The 19,236-nt window shown below is 58.9% G+C and carries 13 protein-coding genes; 3 read left to right on the forward strand and 10 right to left on the reverse strand.

What is annotated here, in order from left to right:
- The first annotated feature begins 12 nt into the window (after positions 1 to 12).
- From ACRQ84_RS07000 to ACRQ84_RS07010, 3 genes are read left to right on the forward strand one after another with little or no spacing between them, the layout of a single operon-like run.
- Positions 13 to 540: a sugar dehydrogenase complex small subunit gene (locus tag ACRQ84_RS07000; RefSeq protein WP_483817579.1), complete on the forward strand. Its 528-nt coding sequence runs from the start codon at positions 13 to 15 to the stop codon at positions 538 to 540.
- Positions 533 to 2,134: a GMC family oxidoreductase gene (locus ACRQ84_RS07005; protein ID WP_483817580.1), complete on the forward strand. Its 1,602-nt coding sequence runs from the start codon at positions 533 to 535 to the stop codon at positions 2,132 to 2,134. The genes ACRQ84_RS07000 and ACRQ84_RS07005 overlap by 8 nt, the downstream gene beginning before the upstream one ends.
- 9 nt (positions 2,135 to 2,143) lie before the next feature.
- Entirely contained in the window at positions 2,144 to 3,457 is a 1,314-nt protein-coding gene (locus ACRQ84_RS07010; protein WP_483817581.1) for a c-type cytochrome, read from the forward strand.
- A gap of 45 nt (positions 3,458 to 3,502) precedes the next feature.
- Here ACRQ84_RS07010 and flhE read toward each other — a convergent pair whose 3' ends face one another.
- The 10 genes from flhE to ACRQ84_RS07060 all read right to left on the reverse strand — a co-directional run bounded on the left by flhE (position 3,503) and on the right by ACRQ84_RS07060 (position 19,171).
- The gene (gene flhE / locus ACRQ84_RS07015) at positions 3,503 to 3,910 is read right to left on the reverse strand and encodes a flagellar protein FlhE (protein ID WP_064738942.1); all 408 of its coding nucleotides are present in this window, start codon (positions 3,908 to 3,910) and stop codon (positions 3,503 to 3,505) included.
- A complete protein-coding gene (gene flhA, locus ACRQ84_RS07020) occupies positions 3,910 to 5,997 on the reverse strand; it encodes a flagellar biosynthesis protein FlhA (RefSeq protein ID WP_064738943.1) in 2,088 nt (695 codons plus the stop codon). The genes flhE and flhA overlap by 1 nt, the downstream gene beginning before the upstream one ends.
- The gene (gene flhB, locus ACRQ84_RS07025) at positions 5,990 to 7,141 is read right to left on the reverse strand and encodes a flagellar biosynthesis protein FlhB (protein WP_064738944.1); all 1,152 of its coding nucleotides are present in this window, start codon (positions 7,139 to 7,141) and stop codon (positions 5,990 to 5,992) included. The genes flhA and flhB overlap by 8 nt, the downstream gene beginning before the upstream one ends.
- A gap of 87 nt (positions 7,142 to 7,228) precedes the next feature.
- A complete protein-coding gene (gene cobA / locus ACRQ84_RS07030; protein ID WP_064738945.1) occupies positions 7,229 to 8,062 on the reverse strand; it encodes a uroporphyrinogen-III C-methyltransferase in 834 nt (277 codons plus the stop codon).
- Between the two features lie 11 nt (positions 8,063 to 8,073).
- Positions 8,074 to 10,677: a nitrate reductase gene (locus ACRQ84_RS07035; protein ID WP_483817896.1), complete on the reverse strand. Its 2,604-nt coding sequence runs from the start codon at positions 10,675 to 10,677 to the stop codon at positions 8,074 to 8,076.
- Complete coding sequence (gene nirB, locus ACRQ84_RS07040; protein ID WP_483817582.1) at positions 10,674 to 14,741, reverse strand: nitrite reductase large subunit NirB; 4,068 nt, start codon at positions 14,739 to 14,741, stop codon at positions 10,674 to 10,676. Before nirB ends, ACRQ84_RS07035 begins: the two co-directional genes overlap by 4 nt.
- A 9-nt stretch (positions 14,742 to 14,750) precedes the next feature.
- Positions 14,751 to 15,539 carry an ABC transporter ATP-binding protein gene (locus ACRQ84_RS07045; RefSeq protein WP_064738947.1) on the reverse strand — a complete coding sequence of 263 codons (789 nt, stop codon included), beginning with the start codon at positions 15,537 to 15,539 and terminating at the stop codon, positions 14,751 to 14,753.
- 10 nt (positions 15,540 to 15,549) lie between these two features.
- On the reverse strand, positions 15,550 to 16,422 hold the full coding sequence (gene ntrB, locus ACRQ84_RS07050) for a nitrate ABC transporter permease (protein WP_483817583.1): 873 nt from the start codon (positions 16,420 to 16,422) through the stop codon (positions 15,550 to 15,552).
- Between the two features lie 11 nt (positions 16,423 to 16,433).
- Positions 16,434 to 17,690 (reverse strand): CmpA/NrtA family ABC transporter substrate-binding protein, encoded by a 1,257-nt coding sequence (locus ACRQ84_RS07055; RefSeq protein ID WP_483817584.1) that lies wholly within the window; start codon positions 17,688 to 17,690, stop codon positions 16,434 to 16,436.
- 260 nt (positions 17,691 to 17,950) lie between these two features.
- Positions 17,951 to 19,171 carry a nitrate- and nitrite sensing domain-containing protein gene (locus tag ACRQ84_RS07060; protein WP_483817585.1) on the reverse strand — a complete coding sequence of 407 codons (1,221 nt, stop codon included), beginning with the start codon at positions 19,169 to 19,171 and terminating at the stop codon, positions 17,951 to 17,953.
- Positions 19,172 to 19,236 lie beyond the last annotated feature (65 nt).

Here is a 19,236-nt window from a genome sequence, read left to right on the forward strand (position 1 = left end):
TCGGGGATTTCCATGATGACTCTTTCACGCCGCCGGTTGCTGACCGGCACGGCGGGCCTGTTGGTGGCTGGCGTCCTGACGCAGGTGCTACCCGCGAGCCTGGCTTTCGCCTCGCCACCCCTGGCCGCAGCCGTCGCGCCCTCCGCCAGTTTTCGCGCGATTTCCGTCAGCCTGACCGGGCTGGACCAGCCGGATGCCATACTGGCGCAGCGCCTGTACAGCTGGCTGCACGACCATGTTCCGCAGCTGGATAGCCAACTCGATACGCTCAGTGCGCTGCTGCAGCAGCAGCCCGCCGCCAACGGCAGTAGCCTGCTGACGCTGTTGGGTACGCAGCCCAAAGCCCTGAACGATCTTTATCAAACGTTGGTTTCCGGCTGGTATCTGGGCATTGTCGGTCCGCTGCCGCACCCGCAGTGCATCGCCTTCGAAAATATTGTCAGCTATCAGCTGGTACGCGATTCCCTGTTACCACCGAGCTACGCGCCGGGGCAACCTAACTTCTGGACGCAGCCGCCTGCAAGGAGAGCACATGTCTGATTCATTAAGCGCCGATGTGGTGGTGATTGGTGCCGGGATTGCCGGTTCACTGGCGGCACTAAAGATGGCCAACGCTGGCGCGTCGGTACTGATGCTGGAGTCCGGACCGGAGATTAAACGCGATCAGGCGGTGGAGTATTTCCGCAACTCGCCGTTTAAGGGCGACTTCACCGAACCTTACCCACCGCAGCCGTGGGCGCCGCAGCCGAAGTTCATCCCCAGCGATAACAATTACCTGATCCAGAAAGGCCCGGATCCCTATCGCGCCCAATATCTGCGCGGCACCGGCGGCACCACATGGCACTGGGCTGGACAAGCGTTCCGCTTGTTGCCGAACGATATGCGTATTCAGTCGCTGTACGGCATTGGCCGCGACTGGCCGATCAGCTATGCCGAACTGGAACCCTATTACTGTGACGCCGAATACCAGATGGGCGTTTCCGGTGACAGCGATCTGGCTTCGCCGCGTTCACGCCCTTACCCGCTGCCGGGTATTCCGCTGCCCTACGGTTTCGATCGCCTGAAGCAGCGTCTCGGTCCGCTGGGTTATGAGGTTGGCATTGGTCCACAGGCGCGCAACAGCATCGCCTATGACGGACGCCCGGCCTGCTGCGGCAACAATAACTGCATGCCGGTGTGTCCGATTGATGCGCAGTACCACGGCGGCATCGCCGCACGTAAGGCGCTGGATGCTGGCGTAAAAATCGTTACCAATGCGGTGGTGTTTCGCATTGAGGCCGACGATAAAGGCACGATTCAGGCAGTGCATTATCTCGATCAGAATAAAGCGCGTCATCGCGTCACCGGCAAACAGTTTGTCCTGACGGCCAACGGCATCGAAAGCCCGAAAATCCTGCTGCTTTCAACCAGCGATCGCTACCCGAACGGCATCGCCAACCGTTCCGGCATGGTGGGCCGCAACCTCATGGATCATCCCGGATCGTCAGTTGAGTTCTACGCCGATGAGCCGGTGTGGTTTGGCCGTGGCCCGATGCGGCCCGGTAGCATCAATAATCTGCGCGACGGCGAATTTCGCGGTGAGCGTTCTGCGCTGCGTATCGACCTCGCGAACACGTCGCCGGTGCGCTATCTCACCGAGCGTTTGGTACGTCAGGGCTATTATGGCAAGGCGCTTAACGACAAGCTGGCCTTCCAGGCCGAGCGTTTTGTCCAGCTGAAGTGCCTGCTGGAGATGCTTCCAGAGCCGCAGAACCGCGTCACGCTGAGCAAAACCGAGAAGGATGCCTGGGGCATACCACGACTCGAGGTGTATTACAGCTTCCCGGAATATGTGCATCGCGGCTATGACCAGTCGATGATCGACTTCCAGCGCATGGTGAAACAGATGGGTGGAACGGAGGCGGTCTACAGCAAGCGCGGCGTTTATGACAACAACCAGCACATTACCGGCACCATGATCATGGGCAGTAATCCGCAGGATTCGGTAGTGGACGGTCACTGCCGTACCCACGATCACCCGAACCTGTTTATCGCCGGTACCGGCATTATGCCGTCGGCCTCAACGGTCAATTCAACGCTGACCGGAACCGCGCTGGCGCTGCGTATGGCCGACAGCGTTCTGGCAAGCTTATAAGGAGCCCCGATGAAACCTGTATTTATTCAGGCCGCTATCGCGGTGGTCCTGATGCAGTGCGCCGTGGCGCAAGCGGCTGACAATGCCGCCCAGATTAAGCGCGGCGAATATCTGGCGCGTGCCGGTGACTGTACCGCTTGCCATACCGCGACCAACGGCCCGCTGTTTGGCGGCGGCTTTGCGGTGAGTACGCCTTTCGGCCAGATTTGGGGCAGCAATATCTCGTCCGATAAGCAGTACGGTATCGGCAACTGGAGCGACGATCAGTTCGTTGCTGCGGTGCGCGACGGCATTGGCAAAAACGGCGAGCAGCTCTATCCGGCGATGCCGTATGACTCCTTCACCAAAATGAAGCGCGACGATGTGCTGGCGATCAAAGCCTATTTGCTGTCGATGCCGCCGGTACATCAGGCCTCACCGCAAACCGACCTGCCGTTCCCGTTCAACCAACGTTGGGGGATGCGCTTCTGGAAGTGGTTTAACTTTGATAAGGGCGAATTACAGAACGATGCGCAGCAGAGCGCGCAGTGGAATAACGGTCGCTATCTGGTCGAAGCGCTTGCACACTGCGGCACCTGTCATACGCCGCGTAATCTGACCATGGGCATGGACAACGATAAAGCGCTGGCCGGCGGCGATCTCGGCGGCTGGATGGCGTACAACATCACGCCGGATAAACAGGCTGGCATCGGTGACTGGAGTCAGCAGCAGTTGGTGACCTACCTGAAAACCGGATTTGTTGCCCATAAAGCCAGCGCCTCCGGCCCGATGGCCGAAGCGATTGAGCACAGTCTGCAGCATCTGCCGGACAGTGACTTGCAGGATATCGCCACCTATTTGCGCAGCGTCAAGCCCCAGCCGGACCAGCAGCAAACCCATCCACGCGACAGCTGGGGACAACCTTCCACTGCGCTGATTGCACTGCGTGGCACCGATGACGCGACGCGCAACGCCCAGCCCGGTGCCGTGCTGTTTGCCGGTAACTGTGCCAGCTGCCACGGGGCGGAAGGTGCGGGATCGGGTAGCGGTTTCCATGCTTATCCGTCGTTATATCATCACACCAGCACCGGCGCGGCCGATGCGCTCAATGTGGTGTCGGTAATCCTCAACGGCGTACAACGCCACATGACCGAAGGCGAAGTCTTTATGCCGGCCTTTGCGCCAGAGCTCAGCGACCAGCAGGTGGCGGACGTCAGTAACTTTGTCACTCAGCAGTTTGGTAATCCGGCGGCAGCCAACGTCAGTGCGAAGCAGGTGAAAGCGTTAAGGCAGGATGCAAAACTGGCTTCACCACCCACCTTCAGTCAGGGGGATAAGCCTTAATCAACGCTATCGGCGGCGCATGGTGCGTCGCCGATGTATTAACGGTTACTGATAATTCACCGTCACTTCACTGCTCACCACGCGCAAGCCCGGCGGCAATGCGCCCTTCCCCTGAAATCCAAACGCCAGATGCAGCGTCTCTTCCGCTGCCACATTGGCTAAGCCACGCGTACTGCCGCTGGCCCCTTCGATTTCGACACAGCGATCGGCCGCACACAAACGCACCACCAATCCCGACGGCGCAGGACGGCTAAGCTGATAACGCCAGTTCACCACCGAAATAGTGCCCGGCGCGCTTGACGGCGCACGCAGCGCGGGTGTTATCAGCCAGTTACCGCGCACGCCGAGGCTGGGGCCGCTGGCGTTGGCGGTCCAGGCACCGCTGGCCGCGTTGGCAGCGAGCGGCAACGCCATCATCGGCAACATCATTAATGCCCAGCACCAGCGACGCATTACTTGCCTCCAATGGTAGCGGTCATGCGGATCTGACGGTTATCGGTCAGCTCCATATTCGACAACACAATCAGCTGCGGCAGATTGCGGCGCAGGAAGCGCGCCAGCAGCGCACGCAGCGGATGATTCACCAGCAGCACCGGTGGCGCGCCCACCATCTCTTGCTGCTGCAGTGCGCCTTGCGCCTGCACCAGTAAGCGATCCGCCAGACCGGGTTCGAGTCCGCCGCCGCCCTGCAGTGCTTGCAGCAGCAAACGTTCCAGGGTGGCGTCGAGGCCAATCACCTGCACTTCGCCGTTGCCTGGGAACCACTGTTGGGTGATCGCACGTCCCAGCGCCACGCGTACCACGCTGGTCAGCTCTTGCGGATCGTTTTGCACTGGCGCATGTTCCGCCAGCGTTTCGATAATGGTGCGCATATCGCGAATTGACACCCGCTCGGTCAGCAGGTTTTGCAGTACTTTGTGCAGCGTGGTCAGGGTAATGACGCCCGGCACCAGATCTTCGGTCAGCTTTGGCATCTCCTGCGTGACGCGATCTAACAGCTGCTGCGCTTCCTGACGGCCAAACAGCTCGCTGGCGTATTGTCCAATCAGGTGATTGAGATGCGTTGCCACCACGGTGCTGGCTTCTACCACGGTAAAGCCCTGAATCTGCGCCTGCTCTTTCAGGGCGCTGTCGATCCAGATCGCCGCCAGACCAAAGGCCGGATCGACGGTCGGCTCACCCGGCAGCGAACCGGCGGCGGTGCCAGGATTGATCGCCATCCAGCGGCCCGGATAGGCATCACCGCTGCCAATCTCCACGCCTTTCATCAGGATGCGGTAACGTGCGGGCGGCAGTTCCATGTTGTCACGGATATGCACCACCGGCGGCAGGAAGCCCACCTCCTGCGCGACCTTCTTACGAATACTGCGGATGCGTCCCAGCAGTTCGCCGTTTTGCAGGTGATCGACCATCGGAATCAGGCGATAACCCACTTCCATGCCGAGCGAATCCTCCAGCTGCACATCGGTCCATGACGCTTCCACGGTGGCGGGCGTTTCCTGAGGTTTCACCAAACCTGAGGCTTCTGCGGGTTTCTTCGGCTGCATTTCGCGGCCGCGCAGCCACCAGGCCAGGCCCAACAGCGCGGCGGTAAACAGCAGGAAGACCAGATTGGGCATGCCCGGCACCAGGCCCAGCAAACCAATCACGCCGCCACTCAGCATCAGCACACGCGGATTCTTGAACAGCTGGGTCACCATCTGCTCGCCGACATCCTGATCGGTGCCCACGCGGGTAACGATGACACCGGCGGCAGTGGAGATCACCAGCGCCGGGATCTGCGCCACCAGGCCATCACCGATGGTTAACAGCGTGTAGGTTTCGCCAGCGTGACCGAGATCCATACCGTGCTGCACCACGCCGACCAACAGGCCGCCGATGATGTTAATCACCATGATCAGGATACCGGCGATGGCATCACCGCGAACGAACTTACTCGCACCGTCCATCGAGCCGTAGAAATCAGCTTCCTGCGTCACTTCGGTACGGCGTTGCTTGGCTTCTTGCTCGCCAATTAAGCCGGCGTTGAGGTCGGCATCGATCGCCATCTGTTTGCCGGGCATTCCATCCAGTACGAAACGTGCACCGACTTCGGCGATACGTCCGGCACCTTTGGTGATGACCATGAAGTTGATGATAACGAGGATGATGAACACCACGATACCGATGGCGAAGTTGCCCCCCACCAGAAAGTGACCAAAGGCTTCCACCACGCGTCCGGCGGCGTCGGCGCCGGTATGGCCTTCCAGCAAAATGATACGGGTGGAGGCGACGTTCAGCGCCAGACGCAGCAGCGTCGAGAACAGCAGAATGGTCGGGAATGCGGCGAACTCCAGCGTGCGCTGGGTGAACATCGCCACCAGCAGCACCATGATCGACAGCGCAATGTTAAAGGTGAACAGCAGGTCAAGAATGAATGCGGGTAACGGCAGCACCATCATCGACAGGATCAACATGATCAGTACCGGGCCAGCCAGCACCTGCCATTGCGTGTCTTTAAAGTTGCCCGGTAAACGCAGCTTCTCGGCTAAATTAGCCATCGTTTCTGTTCTCTCCTGCAAAGTCCATATCTGCCGGAACCGGCAGGTTTTTTGGTTTGTTTGGAATCAGGCCGCCTTCACGCTTCCAGCGTCGCAGCTGCCAAACCCACGCCAGTACTTCGGCCACCGCGCCATACAGCGCGCCGGGGATGAACTGACCAATTTCTGTGTGTCGATACAAGGCACGCGCGAGCGGCGGTGCTTCAAGAATCGGGATACGGTGCTCTTTGGCTAATTCACGAATTTTTAAGGCGATATCGCCTGCACCTTTGGCCACCACTTTCGGCGCGCTCATCTTGCCTTCCTGATACTTCAGCGCCACCGAATAGTGCGTCGGGTTGGTGACGATGACATCGGCTTTCGGCACATCGGCCATCATGCGGCGGCGCGCGGCGGCGCGCATCGCCTGACGAATACGCCCTTTAACATGGGGATCGCCTTCATTCTGCTTATGTTCGTCGCGGATTTCCTGGCGCGTCATCTTCAGCTTTTTGAAGTAACTGTAGAGCTGCCAGAACACGTCAAAGCCCACCATCGGGAACAATCCCAGCATGACCAGCCCGCAGCAGGCGGCAATCATCGACAACCCATGATGCAGCGCATTGACCGGCGATTCGCTCATCAGGCGTAGCATCTCTTCCCAGTGGCTCCAGATGTACCAACCGGCCACCACCCCCACCAGCACCGCTTTCATAATGGATTTCACCAACTCAGCCGCGGTTTGCCCGGAGAACATACGGCCGATGCCCGTGAGTGGGTTGAGCTTTTTGAGGTCGAATTTGATGGATTTACCGCTGAAGTTGAGGCCGCCCAGCGCCATCGGTCCGGCAATCGCCACCACCACTAAGCCGCCCATAAGCGGCAGCAGCGCGATGACCGCCTGCTTAATCAGGCTGCCTATGTGACCAATAATGACTTTGTCGTCGTTCACCATGCCGTGATCAAAACGAAAACCGGTCGCGACCATGCTGGCCAGACGCTCCGCCATGCTGTTGCCGCCGACCCACAAGATCAGCAATCCAATCAACAGCATCATCACTGAAGTCAGCTCGCGCGAACGCGGAATCTGCCCTTCCTCACGCGCTTTCTCAAGTCGGTGGGGTGTGGGCGATTCTGTTTTGTCCTCGTTACTCTCTTCAGCCACAACGCACCTCAGCTGGCAGGAATTCTGAGCATAGAATGCCAAAACCCTGTCAGGCTAAAGCGAGGATTAGAGGGGGGAAATGTGAGTTTATTTAGCCATAAGTGAAATTGTGTTCTGCTGCGGCGCTGTTTGCTGGGTGTGCGGCAGGCGATAAAAGCGCACCACCTCGCCCACCAGTAACAGCGCGGGCGACTGCGGCTGTTCACGCGCCACCGTCTGCGGCAGTTCAGCAAGGGTGGTGATTATCACTCGCTGATCCACGCGGGTCCCGTTTTCGATAATGCCAACGGGCGTCTCGGCGCTGCGTCCCTGCGCCAGTAGCTGGGCGCTGATGCTAGCGCTCCACTTCAGCCCCATATAAAACACCAGCGTCTGGTTGTCTGTGGAAAGGCTGGCATCGGCCAGATGCGGTTCACCGCTTTTGCCGTGACCGGTGATTAACCGCAGCGACTGTGCGCAATCGCGGTGCGTCAAGGGAATTCCGCTGGCTGCTGCACATCCGGCGGCGGCGGTAATGCCCGGCACCACCTGACACGTAATCCCCGCCTGCTGAAGAAACACCATCTCTTCGCCACCGCGTCCGAAGATAAAGGGATCGCCGCCTTTCAGCCGTACCACTTGCCGCCCGCTGCGGGCTAAATCCACCAGCAGTTGATTGATCTGCGCCTGCTTTAAGCCGTGGCTGCCGGGCTTTTTGCCGACATCTATCGCCAGCGTCGCAGGTGGCACTTCGGCCATAATCGCCTCGCTCACTAACCGGTCATACACCACAACATCGGCGCTGTTGATGAGCCGCCAGGCTTTTAGCGTGAGCAGTTCCACATCACCCGGGCCTGCACCAACCAACCAGACAGTGCCTGGAGGATGCTCACGGCCTGATGGATTAAACAGCTTATCAAGGGAGTCACTGGCTTGCGTCATGAGGTTCTCCGTTACTGCGCCACGCGCAGAGATGAGAGCAGTTGTTTTAGCTCCGGGATGCAGGAGCCACAGTTGGTGCCGCACTTCAGTACGGCGCCGAGCGCTGCCGGAGAGCCGCAGCCCTGTTCAATAGCCCGGCGGATCGCCACTTCTCCCACGCCAAAGCAGCTGCAAAGCGTGCGCCCCTGGCTGGCACCCTGCGCCGGGCGGCCGCCCAGCAACACGTGTCGCTGCTGCGGTGACGCTGGCGTCTGGCTGAAAGCCTGGGCGACATAGGCATGGTCAATCTCCGGTAACCACGGCCCAGCATAAAAAGCACATGCCAGCTTGCCGTCCCGCCAGCCGAGCCAATGCAACTGCTGCCCTGCCTGCGCCTGTTGCCATTGCAATTCAGACATGCCCGGGATCTGCATCAGCCACGCGCTAGCTTGGGTATCACCCGCCAGCACGTAGCGCTGCACCCCGGGCTGTGGCGCACGCGACCAATACAGCAGATGCGGCGGCGCGATGATCTGCGGCAGCCACAACCAGCCCTGCCAGCTCGGTCGCAGCGGCTGCAGGCGCACCGCGGTTTGCTTTAATGCTGGCTGACCCGAAGCAGGACAACAGTTGGCGGCAACTAATCCATCCACATTGGCCTGCCCGCTAAACTGCCGCGTCCAGTGCATCGGTATAAATACGTGTCCACGCTGAAGTCCGTTATCAATCAGTACGCGTCCGCTCCACCAGCCCAGCTTTGACTGCACGCGCGTCACATCGCCCTGACTCAATCCCTTCGCTGCCGCGTCCAGCGGATGCAACGCGACAAAGGGCTCATCGTAATGCTGCATCAGACGCGGCACGTTGCCAGTGCGCGTCATGGTATGCCACTGATCGCGAATGCGCCCGGTATTCATTAGCAGGGGATAATGGGTATCCGTGTGAGTTTTGATAGGGATGGCTGGCGGCAGCAGACGTGCTTTGCCGTCGGCATAAAAGAAACGGCGATCGGCAAATAACCGCGCGGTACCGCTGGGTGCCCGGGCGTTGAGCGGCCACTGCACCGGCGCTAGCTGGTCATACTCTTCGCGTGTCATCTGTGCCAGCCCGCTGATATCGAAGGCGCGTGTGCCGTGATTCTCAAAGCCCGATAGCGCGGCGTGCTCGGCGAAAATTTCAGCGGGATGCTGCCACGTAAACGCCGCGCCAAAGCCGAGTCGTTTTGCTACCTGCGTTAGCAGCCACCAATCGGCTTTGGCCTCACCTGCCGGCGCGATAACACTGCGCTGGCGTGAAATACGCCGTTCGGAGTTGCTCACCGTACCGTTTTTCTCGCCCCACGCCTGCGCTGGCAATAGCACGTCGGCAAACTGCGCGGTATCGCTGTGGGCACTGACTTCTGATACCACCACCAGATCGCATTTCGCCAACGCCTGTGCCACGCGATTGCCTTCTGGCATGGAAACCGCGGGATTGGTGCCCATGATCCATACCGCTTTGACGTCGCCACGTTCGATGGCATTGAACAGATTGACCGCAGAGAATCCGGGCTGGCGCGCAACGCGTTTGGTCCCCCAGAAACGCTCTAGCCGATCAACGTCTTCCTCACCAAAACCCATATGCGCCGCCAGCTGATTGGCTAAGCCGCCCACCTCACGTCCGCCCATGGCGTTCGGCTGTCCGGTCAGCGAAAACGGACCGCAGCCTGCCCGACCCATTTTGCCCGTCAGCAAATGCGCATTGATGATGGCATTGTTGTTATCGCTGCCGGTTTGCGACTGATTGATACCCATGCACCACAGCGTCAGGACGCGCGACTGAAAGGTGAACTGCTGCCAAAAAGCGAGGATGTCGCGCTCGCTCAGCTGGCAAGCTTCTGCCACCGTTGCCACATCCCAGGCTTCACAGGCGGCTAAGGTGCTTTCCACATTCGTCAGATGCGGCAACATGCTGGCATCCACGCCGTCATGATGCGCCAGCCAGTTCAGCAACCCGGCAAATAGCGCGCTATCGGATCCCGGTTGCAGCGCCAAATGCAGGTCGGCAATATCACAACTGGCGGTGCGACGTGGATCGATCACGATCAGCTGCATTTCCGGGCGATCGGCTTTTGCCTGCACCAGGCGCTGCCACGCCACCGGATGCGCCCACGCCGCGTTAGAGCCCACCAGCACCACCAGATCGGCCTGTTCGAAATCGTCATAGCAGCACGGCACGGCATCGGCGCCAAAAGCACGTTTATAGCCGACCACCGCTGAGGCCATACAGAGCCGCGAATTGGTATCAATATTGGCCGCGCCAATAAAGCCCTTCATCAGCTTATTGGCCGTGTAATAATCTTCCGTCAGCAACTGACCCGAGCCGTAAAAGGCCACTGCCTGCGGGCCGTACTGATTGATGATGCGCCGAAATCCTGCCGCCACATGATCCAGCGCGGCATCCATGCTGACGCGTTGACCGTTGATCTGCGGCCACAGCAAACGCCCTTCGTGCGTCAGGGTGTCGCCCAGCGCCGAACCTTTCACACACAGTCGACCAAAATTAGCCGGATGCTGGCGATCGCCGCTGACCGGCGCATCCAACGCGTTAACCTCCACGCCGCAGCCCACGCCACAGTAGGGACAGGTGGTTTTCATGATGCCGCCGCCAGCGCGAGAATGGGCTGATGACCGAGCCATACTTTGCCGCCCTCCACGCGTACCGGCCAGCAGCGCAGCTGATGCTCAGCATTATCAAGGCTTTGCCCGTCGCGCAGTCGCACACGCTGTTTGTAGAGCGGAGAAATCACCACCGGCTCACCCGCTACATCACCGAGAATACCGCGTGACAGCACGCTGGCTGAGGTGCCGGGTTCAATATCTTCCAGCGCGTAAATCGCCTCGCCGAAGCGGAACAACGCGACGCGCTGACTGCCGAGTCGCGCGCCAATCCCGGCAGAAGGTGGAATCGCATCGGCATCACAAATTGCGCTCCAGGGTTCAGCGGGCAAGGTGGTGATGGGGATGGTCTCCAACGACGCCGGCTGGCGCTGGCCGCGTGCCTGCACATAATTGAGGGTTTCGTCCGGCTGTTCGCTGTTGATGGTGGTGGTAAACAGCGCGCGACGCGAGGGATCCTGTAGCGTGCAGTGCCACTCGCATTGGTAACGATCGACCACTCGCTGCATCTCCAGCTCCAGTAGCCCAGCAATACCGAGCGAATCCTCGATCACCACCTGCCGCAGATACGCCAGCCCGCCCGCCATGTTATCCATCCACACGCTGGTTCGTTGCAGACGATCCGCGGTGCGCACATAGAACATCAAAATGCGGTCAACATAGCGCAGCAAGGTTTCGTCATCCAGATCGCTGGCGAACAGATCGGCATGGCGCGGCTTCATCCCACCGTTGCCACACACGTACAGGTTCCAGCCTTTATCCGTAGCAATCACGCCAATATCTTTGCTCTGTGCTTCGGCGCATTCACGCGTGCAGCCGGAAACCGCCATTTTGATTTTGTGCGGTGCGCGCAATCCTTTATAGCGATTCTCCAACGCGATGGCGAAAGCGGTGGAATCTTGCACGCCATAGCGACACCAGGTGGATCCGACGCAGGATTTTACCGTGCGCAGTGATTTACCGTAGGCGTGGCCGGTTTCGAATCCCGCCGCAATTAGCTGTTCCCAGATATCCGGCAGTTGATCAAGTCGCGCACCAAACAGATCGATGCGCTGACCACCGGTAATTTTGGTGTAAAGATCATAACGCGCCGCCACTTCACCAATAGCAATCAATCCTTGTGGCGTGATCTCACCCGCTGGCACCCGCGGTACCACCGAATAGGTGCCATCTTTCTGAATATTGGCGAAGTAGCGATCGTTGGTATCCTGCAGTGGCAGATGCTCCGGCTTCAGCAGGTAATCGTTCCAGCACGACGCCAGCAACGATCCGACCAGCGGTTTGCACACTTCACAGCCGTGCCCACGTCCGTGGAGCTGCAACAGTTGCTCAAAGGTGGTGATGTTGCCCACACGGATCAGGTGATACAACTGCTGGCGTGAGTAAGCAAAATGCTCGCAAATGTCCTTCTTCACTTCCACGCCCTGGCTGGCGAGCTGGCACTCCATCACCTGTTTCACCAACGCGCTACAACCGCCGCAGCCCGTTGCCGCTTTGGTGCAGCTTTTGATCGCTGTCATATCACGGCAGCCGCTCTGCACCGCGCTGCAAATGTCTGCCTTGCTGACGTTATGGCATGAACAGATTTGCGCGCTGTCCGGCAGGGCCGCAACACCCAGCGCTTTGGCTGGCGCACCGTCGAGCGCTGGCAGAATCAGGCTTTCAGGTGCTTCCGGCAACGGCAGCTGATTGAGCATCATTTGCAGCAGGCTGGCGTAATCACCACTGTCACCCACCAGCACACCGCCGAGCAGGGTTTTACGATCTTTGCACACCACTAGTTTTTTGTAGATGCCTTTGGGATTGTCGATCCATTGATAACTTTGGCTGTCGGCGGTGCGGCCATGCGCATCGCCAAACGACGCCACTTCCACGCCTAGCAACTTGAGTTTGGTGCTCATGTCGGCGCCGCCGAACACCAGATCTTCCTGCGCCAGCTGCGCCGCCAGCACGCGCGCCATCTGATAGCCGGGCGCAACCAAGCCAAAAATCTGCCCTTGCCACAGCGCACATTCACCAATTGCATACACTCCTGCAGCGCTGGTGGTGCACGCGTCATCAATCTGAATGCCGCCACGCTCGCCCAGTTGGATGCCCGCCGCCCGCGCCAGCGCATCACGCGGGCGAATACCGGCTGAGAACACCAGTAAATCGGTTTCCAGCACGCTGCCATCGGCAAAGCGCAGCTGTAGGCTACCATCCGGCAAACGCTCAATCGCTTCGGTTTGTTTGCTGGTATGCACCTGTACGCCAAGCGCACTGATTTTGCCGCGCAGCATCTGCGCACCGCCCTCATCCAGCTGGACCGCCATCAGGCGCGGAGCAAACTCCACCACATGCGTTTCCAGCCCGAGTTGCTTTAGCGCATTGGCGGCTTCAAGACCCAGCAGCCCACCGCCAATCACCACGCCACGCGTCGCTCGTTTGGCGCAGTCGGCAATCGCATCCAGATCGGCCAGCGTGCGATAGACAAAGCAGCGCGCATCATCATGACCCGGCACCGGTGGCACAAACGGCACTGAACCGGTTGCCAGCACCAGCTTGTCCCACGCCAGTTCCGCACCACTGGCATCACGCAAACTGCGTTTTTCCGTATCAATCGCCACCACTTCACAACCGCTGCGCAGTTCGATGCCGTGTTGCTGAAAGAAGTTATCGCTCACCAGTGACAAATCGTCGGCGCTTTTCCCGTTGAAATAGTCGGTCAGATGCACGCGGTCGTAGGCCATTTGCGGCTCATCGCCGTATACCACAATGTGATAGTGCTGATGCAGTTCGCGACTCACCATGTGCTCGAGAAAATGGTGGCTGACCATACCGTGACCAATCACGGCGAGAAGTGGTTTGCTCATCATCGGGCTTCCTGCAGCGCTCGGCTGCGTTATGTTGTCGTCAAGACCGAACAGCGCGTTGATTCCCACGCGTGCGGCCTGCTGAAGTGAGGGCAGCAACGTACCGGACGCCTGGCTGTCGCCAAACAGCAGCACGCCGCGCAGTGCGCCATCGCGCAAAAACAGCCGGCGATAGTGCCGGTTAACAGAATCAAAACTGCTAATGGATTCGCCTTCGCCGATGTCACCCGCACTGAACATCTCAATGCCGCTGACTTTCAGTCGTGTGCCGTTTTCCTGGTAATAAAAGTCAGCCAGCGGTTCACCGGCAAGATGCGCCGCCAGTACCGTCGCTTGCGCCAGGCAAGGTGCAATTAAGCCGAAGGTTTCACCGCTGATTTCGCAGCATTCGCCGAGGGCATAGACATCCGGCAGCGCGCTTTGCAATTGGCGATTGACGATAATGCCGCGCTGACAGGGCACGCCTGCCGCCTGTGCCAGCGCAATCTCCGGCAGCACACCGATGGCGATCACCACCTGTTGCGCGGCAATATCATCACCCTCGCTCAGCGTGACGCTATCAGCGCCAATCGACTGCAATGACACGCCGAGCCGACAGGTAATACCGCGCTGCGTGAGATGCTGCTGCAACAGCGCACCTGCTTTGGCATCCAGTTGGCGATCGAGCAGCCATGGGCGGTGATGCAATAGCGTAACGTCACGCCCACGCTGACGCAGCGCCGCCGCCGCTTCGACGCCGACAAATCCGCCGCCGAGCACCACCACCGGACCGAGAGAGGCCAGCAACGTTTCCACATCGCGCACGGTACGAAAACCCTGTACATGAGGGCGATGAATACCAGGTAAATCGGGCATACGCGGCTGCGATCCGCAGGCAAATACCAGCTTGTCCCAATACAACGTGCGCCGATCCGTCTGCACCGTGCGGGCGTCAATATTCACCTGCAGCGCCTCTTCTCCCATCAAGAGCAGAACCTGATGTGCGGCGTACCACTCGGGTGTATGAATCAGCGTCTCGTTAAAGGCTTGTTCACCCGCCAGCACCGGCGACAGCTGGACACGGTTATAGTTACCGTGGTGTTCACGGCCAATTACCGTGACAGTGTAACGATCTGCTGCACGTTGCAGCAGGGTCTCTACCATGCGCATCGCCGCCATACCGTTCCCGATCACCACCAGTCGCTGCACCATAGTTGCTCCTTACGCTACAGCCGTTTGTTTTTCATACAGAAAGTGCAGGATCTGCTGGCGCAATTGGTGATAGCGTGGTTCGTCGGCGAGCGCCACGCGTGAACGCGGACGCGGCAGATTGATGGCAAGGATGTCTCCCACCTGCGCGGCCGGTCCGTTGGTCATCATCAACACGCGATCGGATAGCAATACAGCTTCATCTACATCGTGCGTGATCAGCACAATGGTGGTATTGAGCTCCTGCTGAATACGCATCACGCTGTCCTGCAGATGCGCTCGCGTTAGCGCGTCCAGCGCACCGAATGGCTCATCAAGCAGTAGCACGCGCGGCTTCATTGCCAGCGCCCGCGCAATGCCCACGCGTTGTTTCATGCCGCCGGATATCTCTGATGGACGTTTGTGTAGCGCATGCCCCATCTGCACACGATTGAGGTTGTGTTCAATCCACTCACGCATCTCGCCTTTACTCATTTGGCCTTTGAATACTTGCTGCACCGCCAGCTCAACGTTTTGATAAGCCGTCAGCCACGGCAGCAGCGAATGGTTCTGAAACACCACGGCGCGCTCCGGTCCGGGGCCGCTTATTTCTCGGTTTTCACACAGCAATACACCGCTGCTCGGCTGCGTCAGCCCGGCGACCAGATTCAGCAGCGTGGATTTTCCGCAGCCGGAGTGACCGATCAAACTGAGCGTTTCACCTTCGTGGATATCAAAACTGACATTATCGAGTGCGAGGAACTCACCGCCGGCAGTATTGAAGCGCTGGCTGACCTGCTGTACGCGAATAATTGGATTCATTATCGTTTCCTTATTTATCCCAGCTAAAACGGCGCGCCAGCAGCATCAGCGCTTGTTCGAGTAGCAGCCCAACCACGCCAATCACCACAATGGCGATCAGAATGTTTTCCACGTTGAGGTTGTTCCACTCGTTCCAGATCCAGAAACCAATACCAAGGCCACCGGTAAGCATTTCGGCGGCGACAATCACCAGCCACGCGATGCCCATCGATAAACGCATGCCGGTTAGCACCGCCGGTAATACCGCCGGGAACAGAATGCGGCGCATCACCGTCCACTCATTGAGCCGCAGCACGCGCGCCACGTTGAGGTAATCCTGTGGAATGCGCTGCACCCCTTCAGCGGTGTTAATCACCATCGGCCAAATTGAGCAGATAAAAATGGTCCAGCTTGAGGCCGGTTCGGCACGCTGGAACAGCAGCAAGCCAATCGGCAGCCACGCCAGCGGGCTGACCGGGCGCAGCAGCGCGATGATTGGATTGAGCATGTGTGCGACGAAGCTGAAGCGACCAATCAGAAACCCGGCGGGAATCCCCACCAGCGCCGCCAGACCAAAGCCAATCGCCACCCGCTGTAGAGAGGCCACCACGTTCCAGCCAATGCCCTGATCGTTGGGACCGTTGTTGTAGAACGGATCGGCGAACAACGTGACGGCAGCTTGCCAGGTGGCATAAGGCGTGGGAAAACCCTGGCTCGACATTGACGCCAGCTGCCAGATAAACAACAGCAGAATGATGCCGCAACTGGCCGGAATCAGCCGCTGCAGCAACGGACGTAACCTACGTTGACGCCGGCGCGTTGCGGGTGCCACCTTTAGCGCAATCACCTTCGCGGGTGGTGCGGCAATCGGCGCAGCATTGAGCGTGCGTGCTTCTGATTTCATGATGACCTCGCTTAACTGCGTTTGATGGCAAAACTGTCGGCATAGGCTGCGGGATGACTGCCGTCCCACACTTTGCCGTCGAATAGCGTGCTGCTGCGCATCTCGCTGGCGGGCACGGTGATGCCACCCACCACGCTGGCAGCCTGTTTGTAAACGTCAATACGGTTGATCTGGCGCGCTACTGCCGCGTAATCCGGGGCAGTTTTCACCATGCCCCAGCGCTTCATTTGCGTCAGAAACCACATACCGTCAGAGATCCAAGGGAAACTCACTTCCCCGTCGCGGAAGAAGCGCATACCGTGAGCGTCCTGCCAGCGTTGACCAAGGCCGTTTTCATAGTGACCGAGCATGCGTCCTTCCAGCGTTTCCACTTTGGTGTTGATCCACGCACGACCTGCCAGCACCTGCGCGGTCTCTTTGCGATTGTCGTCGGACGCATCGATCCAGCGTGCAGCTTCCAGCACTGCGGCGGTGAGCGCACGCGCTGTGTTCGGATTTTCTTGCACCCAGGCGGCGCGCGTGGCGAGAATTTTTTCCGGATGATCCGGCCAGATTTGCTGCGTGGTCGTGGCGGTAAAGCCGATGTTGTCGCTGATGGCGCGCTGATTCCACGGCTCGCCAACGCAGAAGCCGCTCATGTTGCCCATCTTCATATTCATTACCATCTGCGGCGGCGGGACCACCACGGTGCGTACATCTTCAAAGGGGTCAATCCCGGCGTTGGCCAGCCAGTAATAGAGCCACATGGCGTGCGTACTGGTTGGAAAGGTGTGGGCGAAGGTGTAAGTGCCTTTAGCCTCACTGGCGATCAGTTTTTGCAGACTGGCCGCATCGGTGACCTTCTGTTTTTTCAGCTGATTCGCCAACGTGATGGCCTGCCCGTTGTTGTTGAGCGTCATCAGGTTGGCCATCTCATGCTGTGGCCCGGCAATGCCCAACTGCAAACCATAAATCATGCCGTACAACGCGTGCGCGGCATCTAACTCGCCTGCGGTGAGCTTGTCGCGTACAGCCGCCCAGCTGGCTTCTTTACTTGGTTGCAGCGTCAGACCGTATTTTTTATCGAAGCCTTTTACAGACGCCATGACCACCGGCGCACAGTCGGTGAGCGGTATAAAGCCGACGCGAATGCTACTTTTCTCAGGCGCATCGGAACCGACGGCCCACACCGCATTGCGTAAACCTGGCAGTAAATAGCTGCCACCTACCACCGCGCTACCTAAGAGAAACTGACGTCGTGACACCGTGAACCGTGTTTTGCTCATCATGCGCATCCTGAAAAAAAGGAATAAAAAAAGGCGCCCTCCCACCTGTAAAAACAGAGGGCCGGACGCCTTTATCCAAAGCACTCGCTTCACCGCCGTTGGCGAAACAAATGCGCAATGTCTATAGGGTATTGCAAAGCCTGTGCCAAAAAACAGGATGCGGTTCTATCAAGCCCGGCGGCAAATTTGCGCAGTGAGCGCGCCCATATTGCACTGTGCTGACGCACAATATGCACAGGCTTTGTGCAGCTACCCCGTTCGGGTTACGCCTTCAGGGTCGCGGCAACCGCCAGCACCGCTTGGGCAATTTCCAGCACGCGTTTATTTTGATTCATGGCGCTTTTACGCAGAGCTTGCCAGGCATCTTGTTCACTGAATCCATGCTGCTGCATTAGCCAGCTTTTGGCCTGATCGATGATTTTGCGCTCATCCAATGAAGCACGCATGCTGGCCAATTCATCGGCCTGTAGCTGTAAACGCTGCGACTGTTCGCCAATCAGCGTTAATACTGAGCGACCAAGCTGAGGTGCAAGACCATTGCTGTCTAGAGTGGTCTCAGCGCCTGACAGCCAGCTGGCTCCCGCAATATAGAGCGAGAAACTGGCCTCTTCAGCGATGGCAACCGGTGGATGATCGCTGTGCTGGGTGGCGGCAAGCGCGCGATGGCAACAGCGCATCAGTGCGGCACAGAGCGCATCTTCGATTTGCTTCATCTGATCGAGCCGCGTGCTAAGCAGCGTAAACCATTGCAACACGCCATTTTCGCCACACTGCGCTCCGGTGCAGGCGATGCGTCGCAGCCGCTCAATTTGGCTGCCGGCATCGGCCATCGCGCGCCAGCGCTGCAGATTCTCTGCATCAGCAAATTGACTGAAGGTGGCAAAACTCTGCTCCTGCGCATCAATCAGCACCTGGATCCGCTGACGCTGCGCCTCAGTAAATGCACCGGCGGCATAGCCGGCCGAACCTGTGGCGCGCTCCTGCCCCGCCAACTCTTTGCCCTGCATAAAACTGAACAACGCAATCAAGGCGCGTGAAATGTCCGGCTCACTGGCGGTATCCGCCGCTTCGAATACCAGGTTAAGTAACGTGCAGATGATGTGATTAAAGCCATCCATCGCCTGCGCCTGGGTCACGCTGCGGCTTTGTACTTGCTGACGCAACACCGGAAGACCGTCCAGAGCCTGCAGCGCGGTGGCAATGAGCATGCAGAAACGGCTGTAACCTGGCTGTGCCACCGCTTCAGGCAGCGCAGCCATGGCACGACGCTCCTGCAGAGCCACCTCCACCGCGCGCTGCGCGAGTTCTTCACCAAAAAGCCGACCTGCGGAGCACAGCCAGATATTGCTGGCACCACGTTCACGCTGCAGCACATGGATCAATTCACTAATGGCAGTGATTTGCTCGCCGGTGCTTAGCAGCCGCTGCAAACTGGCAATCTCGCTGGCTCGGCTGGCACGCAGGTACTTCAAAGCCCGATTCATTGCTTTCTCCTGCTGATTACCGACGTAAACAATAAATTAAGCAAAAGCCATGCCGTGCTGGGCCT

It is taken from the genome of Pantoea sp. E2023-21 (assembly GCF_051302795.1).
GTDB lineage: Bacteria > Pseudomonadota > Gammaproteobacteria > Enterobacterales > Enterobacteriaceae > Pantoea > Pantoea ludwigii_A.

Bases quoted from the DNA above. Each gene is read 5' to 3' on its own strand.
- ACRQ84_RS07000 (WP_483817579.1), top strand. From the start codon at position 13: ATGATGACTCTTTCACGCCGCCGGTTGCTGACCGGCACGGCGGGCCTG.
- ACRQ84_RS07005 (WP_483817580.1), top strand. From the start codon at position 533: ATGTCTGATTCATTAAGCGCCGATGTGGTGGTGATTGGTGCCGGGATT.
- ACRQ84_RS07010 (WP_483817581.1), top strand. From the start codon at position 2,144: ATGAAACCTGTATTTATTCAGGCCGCTATCGCGGTGGTCCTGATGCAG.
- flhE (WP_064738942.1), bottom strand. From the start codon at position 3,910: ATGCGTCGCTGGTGCTGGGCATTAATGATGTTGCCGATGATGGCGTTG.
- flhA (WP_064738943.1), bottom strand. From the start codon at position 5,997: ATGGCTAATTTAGCCGAGAAGCTGCGTTTACCGGGCAACTTTAAAGAC.
- cobA (WP_064738945.1), bottom strand. From the start codon at position 8,062: ATGACGCAAGCCAGTGACTCCCTTGATAAGCTGTTTAATCCATCAGGC.
- ACRQ84_RS07035 (WP_483817896.1), bottom strand. From the start codon at position 10,677: ATGAAAACCACCTGTCCCTACTGTGGCGTGGGCTGCGGCGTGGAGGTT.
- nirB (WP_483817582.1), bottom strand. From the start codon at position 14,741: ATGGTGCAGCGACTGGTGGTGATCGGGAACGGTATGGCGGCGATGCGC.
- ACRQ84_RS07045 (WP_064738947.1), bottom strand. From the start codon at position 15,539: ATGAATCCAATTATTCGCGTACAGCAGGTCAGCCAGCGCTTCAATACT.
- ntrB (WP_483817583.1), bottom strand. From the start codon at position 16,422: ATGAAATCAGAAGCACGCACGCTCAATGCTGCGCCGATTGCCGCACCA.
- ACRQ84_RS07055 (WP_483817584.1), bottom strand. From the start codon at position 17,690: ATGATGAGCAAAACACGGTTCACGGTGTCACGACGTCAGTTTCTCTTA.
- ACRQ84_RS07060 (WP_483817585.1), bottom strand. From the start codon at position 19,171: ATGAATCGGGCTTTGAAGTACCTGCGTGCCAGCCGAGCCAGCGAGATT.